Source organism: Mycobacterium kyogaense (genome assembly GCF_036946525.1).
Classification (GTDB): domain Bacteria; phylum Actinomycetota; class Actinomycetes; order Mycobacteriales; family Mycobacteriaceae; genus Mycobacterium; species Mycobacterium kyogaense_A.
On the sequence record NZ_JAQIIY010000006.1, the window covers coordinates 341719 to 357965 of the forward strand.

16 protein-coding genes are annotated in these 16247 nt (G+C 67.1%); 12 read left to right on the forward strand and 4 right to left on the reverse strand.

Features of this window, described 5'->3' with window-relative positions; all coding sequences use genetic code 11:
- The first annotated feature begins 40 nt into the window (after window positions 1–40).
- Window positions 41–535, forward strand: a complete 495-nt coding sequence (locus PGN37_RS03760; RefSeq protein WP_335329674.1) for a hypothetical protein — start codon at window positions 41–43, stop codon at window positions 533–535.
- Window positions 536–539: 4 nt separating this feature from the next.
- Here PGN37_RS03760 and PGN37_RS03765 read toward each other — a convergent pair whose 3' ends face one another.
- Both PGN37_RS03765 and PGN37_RS03770 read right to left on the reverse strand, forming a co-directional pair.
- Complete coding sequence (locus PGN37_RS03765) at window positions 540–2009, reverse strand: MFS transporter (protein ID WP_335329675.1); 1470 nt, start codon at window positions 2007–2009, stop codon at window positions 540–542.
- Between the two features lie 3 nt (window positions 2010–2012).
- Window positions 2013–2561: a hypothetical protein gene (locus PGN37_RS03770; RefSeq protein ID WP_335329676.1), complete on the reverse strand. Its 549-nt coding sequence runs from the start codon at window positions 2559–2561 to the stop codon at window positions 2013–2015.
- A 151-nt stretch (window positions 2562–2712) separates the two neighbouring features.
- Here PGN37_RS03770 and PGN37_RS03775 point away from each other — a divergent pair, with 151 nt between their 5' ends.
- The 10 genes from PGN37_RS03775 to PGN37_RS03820 all read left to right on the forward strand — a co-directional run bounded on the left by PGN37_RS03775 (window position 2713) and on the right by PGN37_RS03820 (window position 12218).
- Window positions 2713–4077 (forward strand): NAD-dependent epimerase/dehydratase family protein, encoded by a 1365-nt coding sequence (locus PGN37_RS03775; protein ID WP_335329677.1) that lies wholly within the window; start codon window positions 2713–2715, stop codon window positions 4075–4077.
- Window positions 4074–4937, forward strand: a complete 864-nt coding sequence (locus PGN37_RS03780; RefSeq protein ID WP_335329678.1) for an SDR family NAD(P)-dependent oxidoreductase — start codon at window positions 4074–4076, stop codon at window positions 4935–4937. The genes PGN37_RS03775 and PGN37_RS03780 overlap by 4 nt, the downstream gene beginning before the upstream one ends.
- A 77-nt stretch (window positions 4938–5014) precedes the next feature.
- On the forward strand, window positions 5015–6127 hold the full coding sequence (locus tag PGN37_RS03785; protein WP_335329679.1) for an ABC transporter ATP-binding protein: 1113 nt from the start codon (window positions 5015–5017) through the stop codon (window positions 6125–6127).
- The gene (locus PGN37_RS03790) at window positions 6121–7311 is read left to right on the forward strand and encodes an ABC transporter substrate-binding protein (protein WP_335329680.1); all 1191 of its coding nucleotides are present in this window, start codon (window positions 6121–6123) and stop codon (window positions 7309–7311) included. The genes PGN37_RS03785 and PGN37_RS03790 overlap by 7 nt, the downstream gene beginning before the upstream one ends.
- Window positions 7311–8150, forward strand: a complete 840-nt coding sequence (locus PGN37_RS03795; protein WP_335329681.1) for an ABC transporter permease — start codon at window positions 7311–7313, stop codon at window positions 8148–8150. Before PGN37_RS03790 ends, PGN37_RS03795 begins: the two co-directional genes overlap by 1 nt.
- The gene (locus tag PGN37_RS03800; protein WP_335329682.1) at window positions 8151–8951 is read left to right on the forward strand and encodes an ABC transporter permease; all 801 of its coding nucleotides are present in this window, start codon (window positions 8151–8153) and stop codon (window positions 8949–8951) included. It abuts the gene before it with no gap.
- A 17-nt stretch (window positions 8952–8968) separates the two neighbouring features.
- Window positions 8969–9736 (forward strand): SDR family NAD(P)-dependent oxidoreductase, encoded by a 768-nt coding sequence (locus PGN37_RS03805; protein ID WP_335329683.1) that lies wholly within the window; start codon window positions 8969–8971, stop codon window positions 9734–9736.
- 268 nt (window positions 9737–10004) lie between these two features.
- Window positions 10005–10625, forward strand: coding sequence for a superoxide dismutase (locus PGN37_RS03810; protein WP_335329684.1), 621 nt, complete (start codon window positions 10005–10007; stop codon window positions 10623–10625).
- Window positions 10626–10645: 20 nt separating this feature from the next.
- The gene (locus tag PGN37_RS03815) at window positions 10646–10915 is read left to right on the forward strand and encodes a hypothetical protein (protein ID WP_335329685.1); all 270 of its coding nucleotides are present in this window, start codon (window positions 10646–10648) and stop codon (window positions 10913–10915) included.
- A gap of 61 nt (window positions 10916–10976) precedes the next feature.
- Complete coding sequence (locus PGN37_RS03820) at window positions 10977–12218, forward strand: FAD-dependent oxidoreductase (RefSeq protein ID WP_335329686.1); 1242 nt, start codon at window positions 10977–10979, stop codon at window positions 12216–12218.
- On the opposite strand, the gene PGN37_RS03825 is transcribed toward PGN37_RS03820, so the two are convergent.
- A complete protein-coding gene (locus tag PGN37_RS03825) occupies window positions 12209–12856 on the reverse strand; it encodes a hypothetical protein (RefSeq protein ID WP_335329687.1) in 648 nt (215 codons plus the stop codon). The genes PGN37_RS03820 and PGN37_RS03825 overlap by 10 nt on opposite strands.
- Window positions 12857–12964: 108 nt before the next feature.
- Complete coding sequence (locus tag PGN37_RS03830; protein ID WP_335329688.1) at window positions 12965–14377, reverse strand: HNH endonuclease signature motif containing protein; 1413 nt, start codon at window positions 14375–14377, stop codon at window positions 12965–12967.
- Between the two features lie 249 nt (window positions 14378–14626).
- Here PGN37_RS03830 and PGN37_RS03835 point away from each other — a divergent pair, with 249 nt between their 5' ends.
- Entirely contained in the window at window positions 14627–16240 is a 1614-nt protein-coding gene (locus PGN37_RS03835; RefSeq protein ID WP_335329780.1) for an ABC transporter substrate-binding protein, read from the forward strand.
- Window positions 16241–16247 lie beyond the last annotated feature (7 nt).

Genomic DNA, 16247 nt, shown 5'->3' on the forward strand with positions numbered 1-16247 from the left:
TCCGGGTTTGACAAATCGCGGGCCGGGTAGAGGTGTCGGCATGCTGGAGAAAACTGTGATCGCTGCGTGTGCCGCCGCTGCCGCACTCGCGTTCGCCCCATTCGCTTCTGCCGGTGGCCCGGCCGGATGCGTCGACACCTATGGCACGGGCTGCGCTGCGCCGCCGCCCCCGCCGCCTCCGATGGGTTACGCACCGCCTCCGCCGCCCCCGCCGGGCGGGTACGTGCCGCCGCCGGCTCCCGGGTACGTCGGTCCGAACGGTGTGGCCGGTCCCGGCGGTGCGGCCGGTGCGATCCCCGGCGGTCCCGGTGGCGTCGCCGGGCCCGGCGGTGCTGCAGGCACGATTCCGGGCGGACCGAGCGGTGCCGCCGGACCTGCGGGCGCTGCCGGCGTGATCCCCGGCGGTCCGGGCGGTGTGGCCGGTCCCGGCGGTGCGGCCGGTGCGATCCCCGGCGGTCCCGGCGGTGTCGCCGGACCCGGCGGTGCTGCAGGGTGCATCCCGGGTGTCGGCTGCGGCTCCGTCCCCGCCGGCTAGAACGTCACGTCGCGCGGGCGTCGCTGGGATTCACCGGCGGCCCGTTGATCGCGCAGTGCCGGCATTCGTCGATTCGGAACCGATCATCGTCGATCGGAGTCCGGGTTCGGCGAATGCCGGCCGCCGCGACGATCGCTGCGACAACCATCAATGCTGCTGAGATACGCACTGCGACATGGAATCCCGCATTGAACGCCACGGGGTCGGCGTAGTCGGCTCCGCTGATCCCGGCGAGCCCGGGCAGCACGGCGACAGCCAGTAGCCCTCCGACGCGCGCCACCGCGTTGTTGACCCCCGATGCCGCGCCCGCCATGCTGCGCGGCGCCGCGTCGAGGACCGCGGTGGTCAGTGGCGCGACCACGAGCACCATGCCGGCGCCGAACGTCAGCGCGGCCGGCAGCACATCCCCCACCCACGTCGCGTCGGGTCCGATACGTGTCATCAAGAGCAGACCTGCAGCCGACAGCAGAGGGCCCACGGTCATCGGGATGCGTGGTCCGATGCGAGCGGCCAGCGCGCCGGCACGCGCCGAGAACACCAGCATCACTGCGGTGAACGGCAGCAGTGCGGTGCCTGCCGCCACTGGACTGAACCCCGCGACCGTCTGGAGTTGGAGTACCAACAGCAGGAACGCCGCACCCAAGGCGCCGTAGATCAACAGCGTGATCACGTTCGTGATGCGGAAGATGTTGTCGCCGAACAGTCGTGGCGGTATCAGGGGATGGGGCGAGCGCCGCTCCACGATCACGAAGGCGGTGAGCGCCAACGCACCGGTCCCGACCGTCGCCGCCGCCGACACGTCGACGTCTCCGTTGCCCAGGCGCGTGAGTCCGTAGGTGAGGGTGCCGAGGCCCAGCGCTGCAAGGACCGCGCCGGCGATGTCGAGGCCGGGTGGCGCTGCATCGTCTCGACTTTCGGGGACGTGGAGAATCGTCACGACGATCACCACAGCGGCCAGGGGAACGTTGAGCCAGAAGACCGCCCGCCAGCTCCACTCCACCAGGAAGCCGCCGAGGAACGGTCCGATCGCCCCAGCGATCCCGCCGAGCCCCGACCATGCTCCGATCGCGGCCGCGCGGTCCGCGCCCTGGAAGGACGCCGAGATCAAGGCCAGACTTCCGGGGGTCAGCAGCGCGCCTCCCACTCCCTGTAGCGCCCTCGCGACGATCAGCCATTCGGTGCTCGGCGACAGGCCGCACGCGACCGACGCCAGAGCGAACCAGGTGACCCCGACGAGGAACACGCGGCGCCGCCCGAAGTGGTCCCCGAACGAGCCGCCGAGCAGGATCAGCGAGGCCAGCGACAGCGTGTAGGCGTTGACGACCCACTGCAGTCCGCCGAAGCCGGAGCCGAGGTCGGCGCCGATGTGCGGCAGCGCGACGTTGACCACCGTGCCGTCGATCATCACGATGCCGGACCCCAGCACCGTGGCCAGCAACACCCAGCGGGCGGAGGGAGGACCGCTGCCGGGCACGGTTCAGGACAGTACGCGGCGCATCGCTCCCTTCGCGACCTCTTCGGGCCGGTACTGCTCGCTCGCATACGCGCCGATGGCGACGAGTGCGCCGGTGGCGGCGGGGACCACCCATTGCAATGCCTTGAGCTGCTTTTGCGCCGACGCGACGTCAGGTGGTGTCGCCGACGTCGGGGAGGTCGCATCCGCGGCAGGCGGTGCGTCATGGGAGGAGACCTTGGCCCCGAGTGCGCGACTGTAGGCGGTCACCCCCAGCGCCAGGACCGTCAGCCCGGTCTTCACGGCAGCCATGCTCGGCACACCGCTCTGCACCTTCATGCGGCCGGCATCGTGTTTGACGAGCCCGGCCGCTCCGATCAGGTGGGCGCCGATGGCCGCGGCATTGACCGGAGTCCAACGGTCCCAGCCTTCGTTGGCGACGGCGCCGACGTTGTGGGCGGAACCGGCCGAGGACGCGGCCGGGTTCAGCGTGACGGCGTTGGCCAGCGTGCCGCCGAACCAGGCCGCCAGGCCGATGTCATGTAGTTGGTGAAACAGCGTTGCGCGAGCCATGGTCACTCCTTCGATGGGTGGGTCGTGGCGTCCTACCCGGTCGGAGGACACGCAAACGCCAGCTCCCACGCAGCTGCCGATGTCCGAAGCGTAAGAATTTCGCTGCCCCCGTTTCTGTTTCGGTCGCAACGCCCGGTGAATCTCCACTGGCATGCAGCGGCGACGCATCCTCATCACCGGCGCCTCCGGCAATGTGGGTGCCGGCGTGTTGCGCGAGTTGCGCCGCCAGGAACCGCAGGCCGAGCTCGTCGGTGTGTGCCGGCGCCCGCCGAGCCGGGGGCAGCTCTACGACGGCGTCCTGTGGTGTCCGGTCGATCTGTCGGCCGCTGATGCGACCACCCGGCTGACCGATGCCATGCGCGGTGCCGACACGGTGATCCACCTGGCCCTCGCCGTGCAACCCGTCGATGACGAGGACTACCTGTATCGCGTCAATGTCGTTGGGACACAGGCAGTTCTCGACGCGATGAGGGCGACCGGCGTGTCACACCTGATCTACGCCTCGAGCCTGGGCATCTACGCCCCGAATGAGTCCACGACGCCGGTTCCCGAGACGTACCCGACGACGGGTCAGGCCACGTCGGTCTACAGCAGACACAAGGTCGCCGTCGAGTCGCTGCTCGACGATTTCGAACGCGACCATCCCGATACCGTTGTGTCGCGCTTCCGGCCCACCGTGGTGGTCGCCCGCCACGCTGCCTTCGAGATCCGCTCGCTGTACGTGGGTTCCGCGATTCCCCGCGCGGCATTCACGGTGGCGCAGCGGCGAGCACTGCCCCTGCTGCCACTGCCTCGCGGATTGGCGCTGCAGTTCGTGCACGCCGACGACGTCGGCGACGCGGTGGTTCGGCTGCTGCGCCGGCGCGCGACTGGTTCGTTCAACGTGGCCTCCGACGTTCTCTCGGGTTCGGCGCTCGCGGGTCTGGTCGGCGCGCGTCCGCTGCGGGTCAGCCCGGCGGGTATGCGGACGGCCGTCGTCGCGCTGCATCGGCTGCGGGTGCTGGCCGTGACCCCGGGCTGGTATGACGTCGCGACCCGCTCTCCGGTGATGGACACCGCCAGAACTCGTGAGGAATTGGGGTGGGTTCCCCGGCATTCGTCGACCGACGCGGCCAGGGAGCTCATCGACGGGCTGGCCGACGGAGCGACGGGCACCAGCCCGGCCCTGGGTGCCTGCGACGACGACGGGTCGCCGGAGCGCGAGGCGCCGATGTCGGAGGCCCACGACGCCACGCTCGCGCTGTGGTGGGCGATGGCGGTCGCGAACGCGTTCCGTGGCCGACGCCCGGGCGGGATCTACGCCAGTGCCGTTGCGGCGAACCTGATTTCGGGCACACCAGCCGCTTTTCAGCGGCTCCGGCAGCGGCGCCGAGATCCAGTCGCGGTACTCGCGCCCGTCACCGTCGGCGTCGCGCTTCTGACGACGCGACGCGGAGGATGGCCGGCTGCTGCGGCAGCCACGGCGCTCGGCGGCCTCGCGCTGGCTGAGCGGAGACGACGGAAGGACCGAGGATGAATGCACGAACCGTGGTGATCACCGGGGCGTCGAGCGGTATCGGACGCGAGACCGCACTGCGGTACAGCGCTCGCGGTGCCCGGCTGGTGCTCGCCGCCCGATCCGAACGCGACCTGGAAGATGTGGCCGAGCAGTGCAGGCACGCAGGCGCCGCGAATGTCGTGGTGGCGCCCACCGACATCGGCGATGCCGACCAGGTCCAGCGCACGTTCGACCTCGCGGTCGAGGCCTTCGGCGGCATCGACGTCGCCGCGCAGTGCGCTGCGATCACGGCTTTCGGCCGCTTCGAGGACATCCCGGCCGATGTCTTCGACGCGATCATCACCACCAATCTGATCGGCGCGGCGAATGTCGCCCGCTGCGCCCTGGCACATTTCCGGCCGCGCGGACGCGGCCAGCTCGTTCTCGTCGGCTCACTTTTGGGTGTCACCGCAGTGCCCTATCAATCTGCCTACGTGGCAAGCAAGTTCGCGCTCTGCGGACTGGTCCGCGCCCTGCGCCAGGAGAACCGTCACCTTCCGGGGGTACGGGTGCACGGCATCTATCCGGGTCCGGTGGACACCCCGGTGTACGCGTCGGCGGCCAACTTCCTGGATCAGCAGACCCCGCGGGTGCCACCGACCTCCGACGCTCCGGGCACGATCGCCGCCGCCATCGTGCGTGCGGCAGAGAGAACCACCTCGACCGAACGCCAGGTCGGCTGGTTCAACCGGCCGGCGATCGCCACCTACCGCCTGGTGCCGTTCGTGTTCGACGCCCTGGTCGGGCCCCTCGTCCGGCGGGTGATGTTCACCCCCGACTCCCACGCGCCCTCGACGGGCAATGTGTTCGAGCCGCCCCCCGCTGCATTGCGACGGTGACCGCGACGTCGAGCGAGTTCTGCGACGAAATTCGTGCTTGAACTGCGCTTCGGCAACGGAATTCCTAGGATGCCTGCATGCCATCCGGAACGGCGGTGTCGAGACCAGGCGCCGACCCCCTCGACAACGCGGCCGTTCCACAGATCGAGCTGATCGGTGTTCGCAAGGAGTTCGGCGACGCCCGGCATCCGGTCGTGGCCGTCGAAGGTGCCGATCTGACGGTCGCCGACGGCGAGCTGTTCGCGATCCTCGGCCCGTCGGGATCGGGGAAGACCACCTTGCTGCGCATGATCGCCGGGTTCGAGGCCCCGACCGCCGGCACGATCAAACTGGGCGGCCGCGACGTCACCCACCTGCCACCAGCGCGCCGCGACACGAACACGGTGTTCCAGCAGTACGCCCTGTTCCCGCACATGACGATCAGCCAGAACGTCGAGTACGGGTTGCGGGTCCGCGGCGTCGACAAACAGGAGCGCCGTCGGCGCGCCGGCGAAGCACTGGAGATGGTCAGGCTCTCCGGGCAGGCCGCCCGTAAGCCGGCCGAGCTCTCCGGCGGTCAGCAGCAGCGGGTCGCGCTGGCTCGCGCGCTGGTCGGACGTCCACGCGTGCTGCTGCTCGACGAGCCGCTCGGTGCGCTCGACCTGAAGTTGCGCGAGCAGATGCAAGTGGAGCTCAAAGCGATCCAGCGCGAGGTCGGCATCACGTTCGTGATCGTCACCCACGATCAGGACGAGGCGTTGACGCTGTGCGACCGGTTGGTGGTTCTCAACGAGGGGCGTATCGAACAGGTCGGCGCGGCTCGCGACGTGTACGAACATCCCGCGAACCGCTTCGTCGCCGACTTCGTCGGAACGTCGAACGTGCTCGACGGCGACAGCGCGCAGGCTGTGCTCGGCCGCCGCGGGACGTTCGCGATCCGGCCCGAGCGGATCGCGGTGCTGGGCCCGAACTCCGAGACCGCAGGCGAGCATCGCGTCGACGCGCACGTCGCCGAAGTGGTCTACGCCGGCCCGATCACGCGCATCGCGGCGACGGTCACCGGTCACGACATCCGGCTCACCGCCACGCTCCTCTCGGCGGAAGCGTCAACCGCCCTGACCCACGGCAGTCCCGTGGTCCTGACCTGGCCCGAGGCCGCCGTACGTGATCTCACCGAACTGTCGACCGAACTCGAGGAGAAGACATGCTGAAACCCCTCCACCGCCTGGGCGTCGTGCTCGCCGTAGGTGGTGTGCTGCTCGCCGGATGTTCGAGCTCCGGAGATTCCGGCGGCACCGCAGAGGGTCCGCCGTCGATGGAGCCCGCCGGATCGGTGGGCGCCGGAGAGGGACAGCTGAACCTCATCGCGTGGCCCGGATACGCGGAGAACGGCTCCAATGATCCTGCGGTCAACTGGGTGACGCCGTTCGAGCAGCAGACGGGGTGCAAGGTCAACGTCAAGATCGGCAACACCTCCGACGAGATGGTGCAGTTGATGCGCACCGGCCAGTACGACGGGGTGTCCGCATCGGGCGATGCCACACTGCGGCTGATCTACGGCGGCGACGTCGCCCCGGTGAACACCGAGCTGGTGCCGAACTACGCAACGGTGGTGCCGTTCCTCAAGGACAAGCCGTGGAACTCGGTCGACGGCCAGATGTACGGCATCCCTCACGGGTGGGGCGCCAACCTGCTGATGTACAACTCCGACGTCGTCAAGGACAACCCGGACACCTGGGGTGCCGTGTTCCCCGGCGCACCGGAGTTCAAGGGCAAGGTGACCGCCTACGACTCCCCGATCTACATCGCCGACGCCGCACTGTATCTGTCGAAGACCAAACCTGATCTGGGCATCAAGGACCCGTACTCGTTGACCAGCGAACAGCTCGATGCCGCAGTCGACTTGCTCAAGCAGCAGAAGGAGAACATCGGCGAGTACTGGTCGGACTACACCAAGGAAGTGCAGGGTTTCGAATCCGGCACGACGGTGATCGGCACCAGCTGGCAGGTCATCGCCAACACCATCGAGGCCGACAACAAGGTTCCGGTGGCGACGGTGCTGCCGAAGGAGGGTGCCACCGGCTGGTCGGACACCTGGATGCTGTCGTCGAAGGCTGCCCACCCCAACTGCATGTACAAGTGGATGGACTACATCATCTCACCGAAGGCCAACGCGGAGGTCGCCGAATACTTCGGAGAGGCTCCGGCACAGACGAAGTCGTGTGACCTGACCACCGACAAGACGCACTGCGCGACCTACCACGCCACCGACGAGCAGTACGCGTCGCAGATCCACTACTGGACCACGCCGCAGACGAAGTGCGTGGACGGCAGCGGCGACAACTGCACCAGCTACGACCAGTGGGTCGACAAGTGGCAGGAGATCAAGGGCTGATGCCCGCGGCCCCGCGGCTGCGGCAGCGGGTGACGCTGGCCTTCCTGCTGATCCCACCTCTGGCCTGGCTGATCGTCGCCTATCTGGGATCGCTTGCGATCCTTCTGGTTTCGGCGTTTTGGAGCCGGAGCAGCTTCACCGGTGCGGTGGTGCGCACCTTCACCACCGACAACCTGGTGCGGGTGGCGACATCGGAGGTGTTCCGGACGACGACGCTGCGCACCGTCGGGGTGGCGTTGACGGTGACCGTGGTGTGCGCGGTATTGGCGGTGCCGCTCGCGCTGTACATGGCCAAGGTGGCCTCCCCCGCGGTGCGTGTCGCTCTCGTCGTCGCGGTCACCACACCCCTGTGGGCGAGCTACCTGGTGAAGGCGTACGCGTGGCGGATGCTGCTGTCCCCCGAGGGGCCGATGCACTGGGCGATCGGCTATTCACCGGGCTACGGGTTGGCCGCGACGGTGATCACGCTGACCTATCTGTGGTTGCCGTACATGGTGATTCCGGTGTTCGCGGCCTTTCAACGCGTGCCGGACTCCCTGGTCGACGCCAGTGCCGATCTCGGCGCCTCGGATGCGACGACGCTGCGACTGGTGATGGCCCCCATGGTGTTTCCCGGCATCGCGGCGGGGTCGATCTTCACGTTCTCGCTGTCGCTGGGCGACTACATCGCCGTGACGATCGTCGGCGGGAAGACCCAGTTGCTGGGCAACGTGATCTACGGCCAGCTGGTGACCGCCAACAATCAGCCGATGGCCGCGGCGCTGTCGCTGATCCCGTTGACCGCGATCCTGCTGTATCTGTTCGCGATGCGGCGCACCGGTGCATTGGAGAACGTGTAGATGTTGTCGTCTCGGATGCGCGGCACCACCCGGGTCTGGACGGTCCTGGTGCTGATCTTCATCTACGCGCCACTGGCGCTGGTGGTGGTGAACGCGTTCAACGCATCGAGGACGTTCGCGTTCCCACCGACGGGTTTCACCCTGAGGTGGTGGCGGACGGCGCTTGCCAGTGAGGGCATGTGGGAATCGCTGGGCAACTCCGTGATCGTGGGCCTGGTCGCCACCGCCCTGGCTCTGATCCTGGGCACGATGGCCGCGTTCGCGGTGCAGCGCTACGAGTTCTTCGGTCGGCAGACCGTCAATCTGCTTGTCGTGCTTCCGATCACGCTGCCCGGCATCGTCACCGGTATCGCGCTGAACGCGACGTTCACCTCGGCGCTGGGAGTGACGCTGGGGATGGCGACGGTGATCGTCGGCCACGCCACCTTCTGCATCGTGGTCGTCTTCAACAACACCCAGGCGCGCCTGCGCCGGCTGGGCACCAGCCTCGAGGATGCGTCGGCCGACCTCGGGGCGTCGTCGTGGCAGACCTTCCGGTTCGTGACGCTGCCGATGATGCGAGGAGCCCTGGTCGCCGGTGCCGTCCTGGCGTTCGCGCTGAGCTTCGACGAGATCGTTGTGACGACGTTCACCGCCGGGCCCACCGTGCAGACACTGCCCATCTGGATCTTCGGAAATCTGTTCCGCCCCAATCAGGCACCGGTGATCAACGTGGTCGCCGCCGCGCTGACGATCGTCGCGATCGTGCCGGTGTGGCTGACCCAGCGCCTCGGTGGAGACCCCGCAGGCACCCGGATATGAGCGGTTAGGGTTGCTGCGTGACCGACCTCTTCGATCTCACCGGACATGTCAGCGTCGTCACCGGCGGCGGATCAGGCATCGGATTGGGGATGGCCGACGGGCTGGCGCAGGCCGGCGCGTCGGTGGCCATCATCGGTCGCAGTGTCGAGCGCCTCGAGGCGGCTGCGGAGTCGTTGCGCGGGCACGGCAATCCTGTTCTCGCGTTGCCCTGCGACGTCACCGACGAGCCTGCGGTCACCGCCGCGATGGCCCGCGTCCGCGACGAATGGGGTTCGCTCGACTCGTGTTTCGCGAATGCGGGTGTGGGCGGCAGGTTCACCCCGACGCTCGACACGTCCCTGGCAGAGTTCCGGTCGATCACCGCCGTCGACCTCGACGGAGTGTTCGTCACGCTGCGTGAGGCGGCACGGCAGATGGTCGCTGCCGAGCGGGGCGGCAGCCTCGTCGCCGTCTCCAGCCTCGGGGCGTTCCAGGGCATGCCCCGCCAGCCCGCCTACGCCGCATCCAAGGGTGGGGTGATCTCGCTCATCGACAGTCTGGCCGTGGAGCTGGCCCGACACGGTATCCGCGCCAACGCGATCGCGCCCGGGTGGTTCGACACCGAGATGACTGCAGCCGGCCTGGCCGACGAGCGGTTCCGGTCCCGGGTGCTGCCGCGTGTGCCTGTCCGTCGGTGGGGAGCCGGGGACGACGTGGCCGGTGTCGCTGTCTATCTGGCCAGCCCGGCGAGCAAGTACCACACCGGTGACGTGCTGAGGATCGACGGCGGGTACCTGAAGTTCTGATCGGTCGTCAGCTGGTGAGGTTGGCCCCGGGGTCGGCGAAGGATCGACGGGTTCTCGATAACTGTCGAGATGGACAGATCAGCTGTTCACAGTAGGTTTTCAACTCCTCGTGAGGGTCGTCCCGGTTGGCGGGCCGACGCTCGATCACGATCCCACCCTGTCATCTGAACATGTGAACAGATAAGTTGATGAAGGCACCGTGAGGCGCTCACGCGCAGCACCGCCGTGGTCTGTGCGAGTTCATCCATCGACTGTGAAGGAAACCCCTATGGCCGAGTACACCCTGCCCGAGCTGAACTATGACTACGGAGCTCTCGAGCCTCATATTTCGGGGCAGATCAACGAGATTCACCACAGCAAGCATCACGCCACCTACGTCAAAGGCGTCAACGATGCCCTTGCCAAACTCGAAGAAGCCCGAGCCAACGAGGACCACGGCGCGATCTTCCTCAACGAGAAGAATCTCGCTTTCCATCTCGGCGGACATGTCAACCACACCATCTGGTGGAAGAACCTGTCTCCCAACGGTGGCGACAAGCCCACAGGTGAGCTCGCCGCGGCGATCGACGACCAGTTCGGCTCATTCGACACATTCCGTGCGCAGTTCGCCGCCGCCGCCAACGGACTGCAGGGTTCCGGCTGGGCGGTGCTGGGTTACGACACCCTCGGCGGCCGACTGCTGACCTTCCAGCTCTACGACCAGCAAGCCAACGTGCCCCTGGGCATCATTCCGCTACTGCAGGTCGACATGTGGGAGCACGCGTACTACCTGCAGTACAAGAACGTCAAAGCCGACTACGTCACGGCGTTCTGGAACGTCGTCAACTGGGCCGATGTGCAAAGCCGCTTCGCTACGGCGACCGGTCCCGCGGCGGGTCTGATCGTCTAGAACCATGACGTGGTGACGTGATGGGTGACGACAAAAAGACCCGGTGGGCAATCGATGTCATGACCGCGTGGACCGAGGACGACTGCGCGTTCTACCAGCAACGCGTCAACACCTACCTGGCCGAACCGCACGGCGACACCGGTTTGATCACCGGACTGGTCAACCTGACCGGCCTGCTGCTCTCGGGGATGGAGATCACGACAGGCAAGTCCCCCGCTGACATCCTCACGGCCATCGCCTCCAGCATCGCCCGCCACAGCCCACCGTCCGGTCACGCCGACGCAGAGTGACACAGCAGCCCGATCGATGAATCCGCTGCGGCAGATCGTCATTGATTCCTAGTCTGACGTCATGAGCGAGAAGACGACCTGTGTGGTCGTCGGCGGCGGACCGGCCGGCATGGTGCTCGGCTTGCTACTCGCCCGCGCTGGTGTCGCGGTCACCGTGCTCGAGAAGCACGGCGATTTCCTCCGTGACTTCCGCGGCGACACCGTGCATCCCAGCACGCTGCGACTGCTCGACGACCTCGGACTGTGGCCGCGCTTCGACGCGCTGGCACAGAGCCGCATCCACGAGTTCACGATCGACGCTGCGCCGGGTCAGCCTGTCGCCGTCGCCGACTTCGAGCGGCTACGCCTCCCGCACCGGTACGTGGCGATGGTGCCGCAGTGGGACCTGCTCAATCTGCTGGCGCGGGCCGCGGAGGAGGAGCCGTCCTTCACGCTGCGGTTGGACCACGAGGTCACCGGGTTGATACGGGACGCCGGCCGCGTCGTCGGTGTTCGCTACCAAAGTCCTTCTGGCACAGGAGAATTACGTGCCGATCTGACCGTCGGCTGCGACGGCCGTAGCTCGGCGGTCCGTGAAGCGGCCGGCTTCGCGGTGCACGAGTACCCCGTGAGCTTCGATGCCTGGTGGTTCCGGCTTCCCCGTAACGCCGCGACCGCAGGCTTCAGCCTGTTCCCCCGGATCGGGCGGGGCAAAGCGATGATCGTGATACCGCGCGAGGGGTATCTGCAGATAGCTCTGCTGATCCGAAAAGGATCCGACGCCGAACTCCGCGACCGCGGACTGGCGGCATTCCACGCCGATGTTCTCGGACTTCTGCCCGAAGCCGGAGACACTGTCTCTTCCGTGACGTCGCTCGACGAGGTCAAGTGTCTGGACGTGAAGCTGAATCGACTGCGGCGCTGGCACACTGACGGCCTGCTGTGCATCGGCGATGCCGCCCACGCGATGTCCCCGGCAGGTGGAGTCGGCATCAACGTCGCCGTCCAGGACGGCGTGGCCGCCGCCCGGCTGCTGGCCCGTCCGCTGCGCCGCGGCGCGGTGACCCAGCGGGACCTGGCGAGAGTGCGTCGGCGGCGGATCGCGGCGACCGCGCTGACCCAGGCCCTGCAACGGCAGCTCGACGCGCGATTGTTGGGGCCGGTCGTGCGGGGCGAGGAGGGCGTCACGGGTCCACCGGCGGGGCTTCTGCGGATCATGCAGCGGGTGCCGTGGTTGTCGGTGGTTCCGGCCTACCTGGTAGGCGTGGGTGTGCGTCCGGAGCGTGCGCCGGAGTTCGCGCGGCGCAGGGCCGATCAGCGGTAGTAGACCTCGTCGCCGGTCGGGTATCCCCCGCCGTGCGTGGTGATGTGCACGTGGTCGTAATGGCCGTAGCCGCCGGCGCGCCCGCCGCCCGGGGTGTAGTAGACGCCGCGCCAGATGCAGTCCTGCAGGCTGAACCGCTCGGCGTTCTTCATCGCGAACGCGACGATCTGGTTGCCCAACGCGATGCCCTCGGCACTGCTCGCATTCGGGATCATCACGTCAATGGCCAGTCCATTCGGATGCCATGGCAGCGGGTCTTGTCGGACTCCACCGATGCTCTGGATCTCCGGGAAGATCGCGCTGACGGCGCGGGCGGCGTAGATGGTCTTGACCTGCAGCCCACGCTCGGGAGCCAATCCGGCGGGCAGAAACTGAGGCTGCCGGGCGGCAGCTCGCGAACTGGCCACCCACTGCACCCGTGTGCCTGCCGGGCTGCTGTTGGGCGCAAAGCCCGTCGGCGGAGCGGCCACCAGCTCCATGCAGCACGGGGGCGCCTCGGCGACCGCGGGCCGGGCGGGCTGTTCCGTCGGGCGCTGCACATCTGCCCCGGCGACCAGTAACGCGGCAGCGGGCAGACCCAGGACGGCTACTACACGCGCGCGCGAACGCCGCGGTCGTACCTGGGAATGCCTGCCCACGCACAGGAGACTACGAGGCCACATCACGAAATCACAGACGCACGGCAAACTTTCGATAACAAAGCGCCACATATGCACCGCCAGCATCATCAGCCACAGCGTCTAGCCTCAAGCCACTTGGTTGTCGGGCGGTGCAGGTCCGCCCGGTTCCTCTTCCTCTTCAGGGCGGAGGAGGCGTTCGGGGGTGTGGTGGGTGTTGATGCGGGTTTGTCCGGTATCGAGCTCTGGTGGTGGGGTCCATTCGACGTCGTGGCGGGCGTTCATCGATGTGGTCCAGCCGCCGGGTGCGACGGAGCGGTTATCCGGTGGGCAGGCCAGGCCGAGGTCGTCGATATTCGTTAACCCGCCGTCGGCCCAATCGGCGGTGACGTGGTGGACCTGGCAGCCATACGCCCCGACCGGGCAGCCGGGTTTGGTGCAGCCACCCTCACGGGCGATCAACATGATTCTTTGCGCCACCGATGCGGTGCGCCGCGCCCGGAACAGGTCCAGCGCGGAGCCGGTGGCCCGGTCGAAGACCGCCAAATAGTGGGAGGCGTGGGCGCCCATCCGGATGACGTCCTTGATGGGCAGCCGGGTGCCGCCACCGGCGACGCCGATCCCGGCGCGGGATTCGAGGTCTTGCAAGGTGGTGCGCACGATCACCGTCACCGGTAACCCGTTGAGCTGCCCCAATTCGCCGCTCATCAACGCGATCCGCCCGACGGCGAGCAGGGCATCATGCTGGCGTTGGGCCAGGCTGCGGTGATCGTTGTCGATCTGGGCTTGGGTCGGGGTGCCGGAGACACACGGCTCCTCGTCGTCGGGGTTACACATTCCCGGCGCGGCGTATTTGGCGAAGATCGCCTCCCACACCGCCGCCGCTTCCGGTGTCAAATCCGCCCACCACGCAGTCATCCCGTCCCGACCCTGCCGAGACTTCTTCACACCCCGCTTCCGGACACGTTCCGCATCGTCGGGTTCGGGCCCGTCCTGATCGAGCAGGAACAACTCCAGATCCGCAGCCTCCTGGGTCGCTTTCGGACCGGCACCGGCAGCGATACGCACCACATCCGCCTCGAACTGCTCACGCGTAGGCGTATCCACGAAGCCCGGCAGCTTGTCGACGGCTTTACGGATGATCTCCACATGCTCGCCATTGACCCGCCCCTGCTCCTGGGCGATCGCGGTCGCGGGCAACACCGGAGGCAACGGCTCTCCGGTCAGCGACTGACGCGGACCCAGCAGCGCGGCCTCGCTCAACCGACGGTTCGCTTCCGGACCGCTGATCCGCCAGCGGATGGCCAAGACGTCTTTCCAGTTCTTAGCGCCCATCTGCTGCGGAGTGGTCTCGATCTGCAGCCGCGCCAACCCACGATTGCGGGCCGCCGGCAACCGGCACCCGGCGGCTTCGACCTCGTCGAGCAACTCGACCACGTCGGCGGCGGTCGCGAGGTCCAGATCGGCAGCGAGCATGCCATCGACAGCGGCCCGCAGCACCGCCACCGCCTCCCGCACCCCAACCATGCTTCGAACATACATTCGACCACCGACAGATCGGGGCGCCGCCGCCCAGATCTCCGATCCCGCGACGCGGCGCACAGTCCGCACTAAGGTGTCTCCAGCAGTGCGATCGGCACATTTCTGTGAACACGAGTTGCCGATCGGAAAAATTTCTGAAAAATGCTCTGAGGCCCGGACAAGTCTTGGATTTCGGGCCGCCCGACCGAGGGGAACACTGTGAACACCGCACGTTCGGTTCGACATGGACTCGCGATCGTCGTCATCATCATGCTGGCCGCCTTCGGCCTGGCCGCGTGTGGCAAGGACAGCGGCTCAGGTGGCGGCTCCGGCGGGGGTGGCGGCGGCGACATGACCGTCGCGCTGACCTCGTTCCCCGACTACGTCGACCCGCAGCTGTCGTACACGGTCGAGGGCTGGGAAGTGCTGTGGAACGTGTACACACCCCTGCTGACGTACAAGCACGCCAAGGGCAAGGAAGGCACCGAGATCGTGCCCGGCCTCGCCGAGGCGATGCCCGACATCTCCCCGGACGGCACGACCTACAAGCTGAAGCTGCGCAAGAACATGAAGTACTCCGACGGCACCCCCATCAAGGCCTCGGACTTCACCTACGCCATTCAGCGCCTGTTCAAGGCTGATTCGGGCGGGTCGGTGTTCTATGACGTCATCGTCGGGGCCAAGGAGTACGCCGACGGCAAGGCCGACACGATCACCGGCATCACCACCGACGACAACACCGGCGACATCACGATCAAGCTGACCGGTCCCAACGGCACGTTCGACAACCTGCTCGCGTTGATGTTCTCCGCGCCGGTGCCGCCGTCAACCAAGCTCGACGGTGACGCGACCAACACGCCGCCGCCTGCCAGCGGCCCGTTCATGATCAGCAACGTCGACGCTCCGCGCACGCTGACCATGGAGCGCAACCCGCAGTTCAAGACCGTCAAGGACGCCGGCGCCACTGAGGTGGCCGACGCCAACGTCGACAAGATCACCGTCGTCGAGAACAAGAACCAGAGCGCTCAGGTCACCGACATCGTGCAGAACAAGGTCGATTTCATGGTCGACCCGGTGCCGTCGGATCGCCTGCAGGAGGTCAAGACCCGCTATGCCGATCGGTTTCGGATGGAGGAGTCGATCAACACCTACTACTTCTTCATGAACACTCAGAAGGCCCCGTTCAACGACATCAAGGTGCGCCAGGCGATCAACTACGCGATCGATCCGGAAGCGTTGAACCGTATCTTCGGTGGCCGTCTGCACCCGAGCCAGCAGATCCTGCCCCCGGGTATGCCGGGTTACCAGGAATACAAGCTCTACCCCGGCCCCGACATGAACAAGGCCAAGCAGCTGCTCGCCGAGGCCAACCCGGCCGACCGCGACATCACGGTGTGGACCGACGACGAGCCGGACCGCAAGCGCATCGGGGAGTACTACCACGACCTGCTCACCCAGCTCGGATTCAACGCGACGCTGAAAGTGATTGCCGGAGACGTGTATTGGACGACCATAGGAAACCAGTCCACACCCGATGTGGACACCGGCTTCGCCGACTGGTTCCAGGACTTCCCGCATCCCGATGACTTCTTCCGCCCGCTGCTCAACGGCGCCAGCATCCTGCCGACCAACGGCAACAACCTGTCTCGAGCCAACCTGCCGGACCTGGACGCCAAGATGAACGAACTGCTGACCAAGCAGATCACCGAGCCTGGCGTGGAGCAGCAGTACGCCGATCTCGACAAGGCGTTCATGGAGCAGGCGGTGTGGGCGCCTTACGGCAACGAGCAGTTCACCACGTTCCTGTCCGAGCGTATGGACTTCGACAAGTCCTATCAGCATCTGTTGTTCAAGCAGGACTTCACCTCGTTCGCAGTGAAGTAGCGATCGA

Coding starts and splice junctions, on each gene's coding strand:
- PGN37_RS03760 (WP_335329674.1), top strand. CDS start 41: ATGCTGGAGAAAACTGTGATCGCTGCGTGTGCCGCCGCTGCCGCACTC.
- PGN37_RS03770 (WP_335329676.1), bottom strand. CDS start 2,561: ATGGCTCGCGCAACGCTGTTTCACCAACTACATGACATCGGCCTGGCG.
- PGN37_RS03775 (WP_335329677.1), top strand. CDS start 2,713: ATGCAGCGGCGACGCATCCTCATCACCGGCGCCTCCGGCAATGTGGGT.
- PGN37_RS03780 (WP_335329678.1), top strand. CDS start 4,074: ATGAATGCACGAACCGTGGTGATCACCGGGGCGTCGAGCGGTATCGGA.
- PGN37_RS03785 (WP_335329679.1), top strand. CDS start 5,015: ATGCCATCCGGAACGGCGGTGTCGAGACCAGGCGCCGACCCCCTCGAC.
- PGN37_RS03790 (WP_335329680.1), top strand. CDS start 6,121: ATGCTGAAACCCCTCCACCGCCTGGGCGTCGTGCTCGCCGTAGGTGGT.
- PGN37_RS03795 (WP_335329681.1), top strand. CDS start 7,311: ATGCCCGCGGCCCCGCGGCTGCGGCAGCGGGTGACGCTGGCCTTCCTG.
- PGN37_RS03800 (WP_335329682.1), top strand. CDS start 8,151: ATGTTGTCGTCTCGGATGCGCGGCACCACCCGGGTCTGGACGGTCCTG.
- PGN37_RS03810 (WP_335329684.1), top strand. CDS start 10,005: ATGGCCGAGTACACCCTGCCCGAGCTGAACTATGACTACGGAGCTCTC.
- PGN37_RS03815 (WP_335329685.1), top strand. CDS start 10,646: ATGGGTGACGACAAAAAGACCCGGTGGGCAATCGATGTCATGACCGCG.
- PGN37_RS03820 (WP_335329686.1), top strand. CDS start 10,977: ATGAGCGAGAAGACGACCTGTGTGGTCGTCGGCGGCGGACCGGCCGGC.
- PGN37_RS03830 (WP_335329688.1), bottom strand. CDS start 14,377: ATGTATGTTCGAAGCATGGTTGGGGTGCGGGAGGCGGTGGCGGTGCTG.
- PGN37_RS03835 (WP_335329780.1), top strand. CDS start 14,627: ATGCTGGCCGCCTTCGGCCTGGCCGCGTGTGGCAAGGACAGCGGCTCA.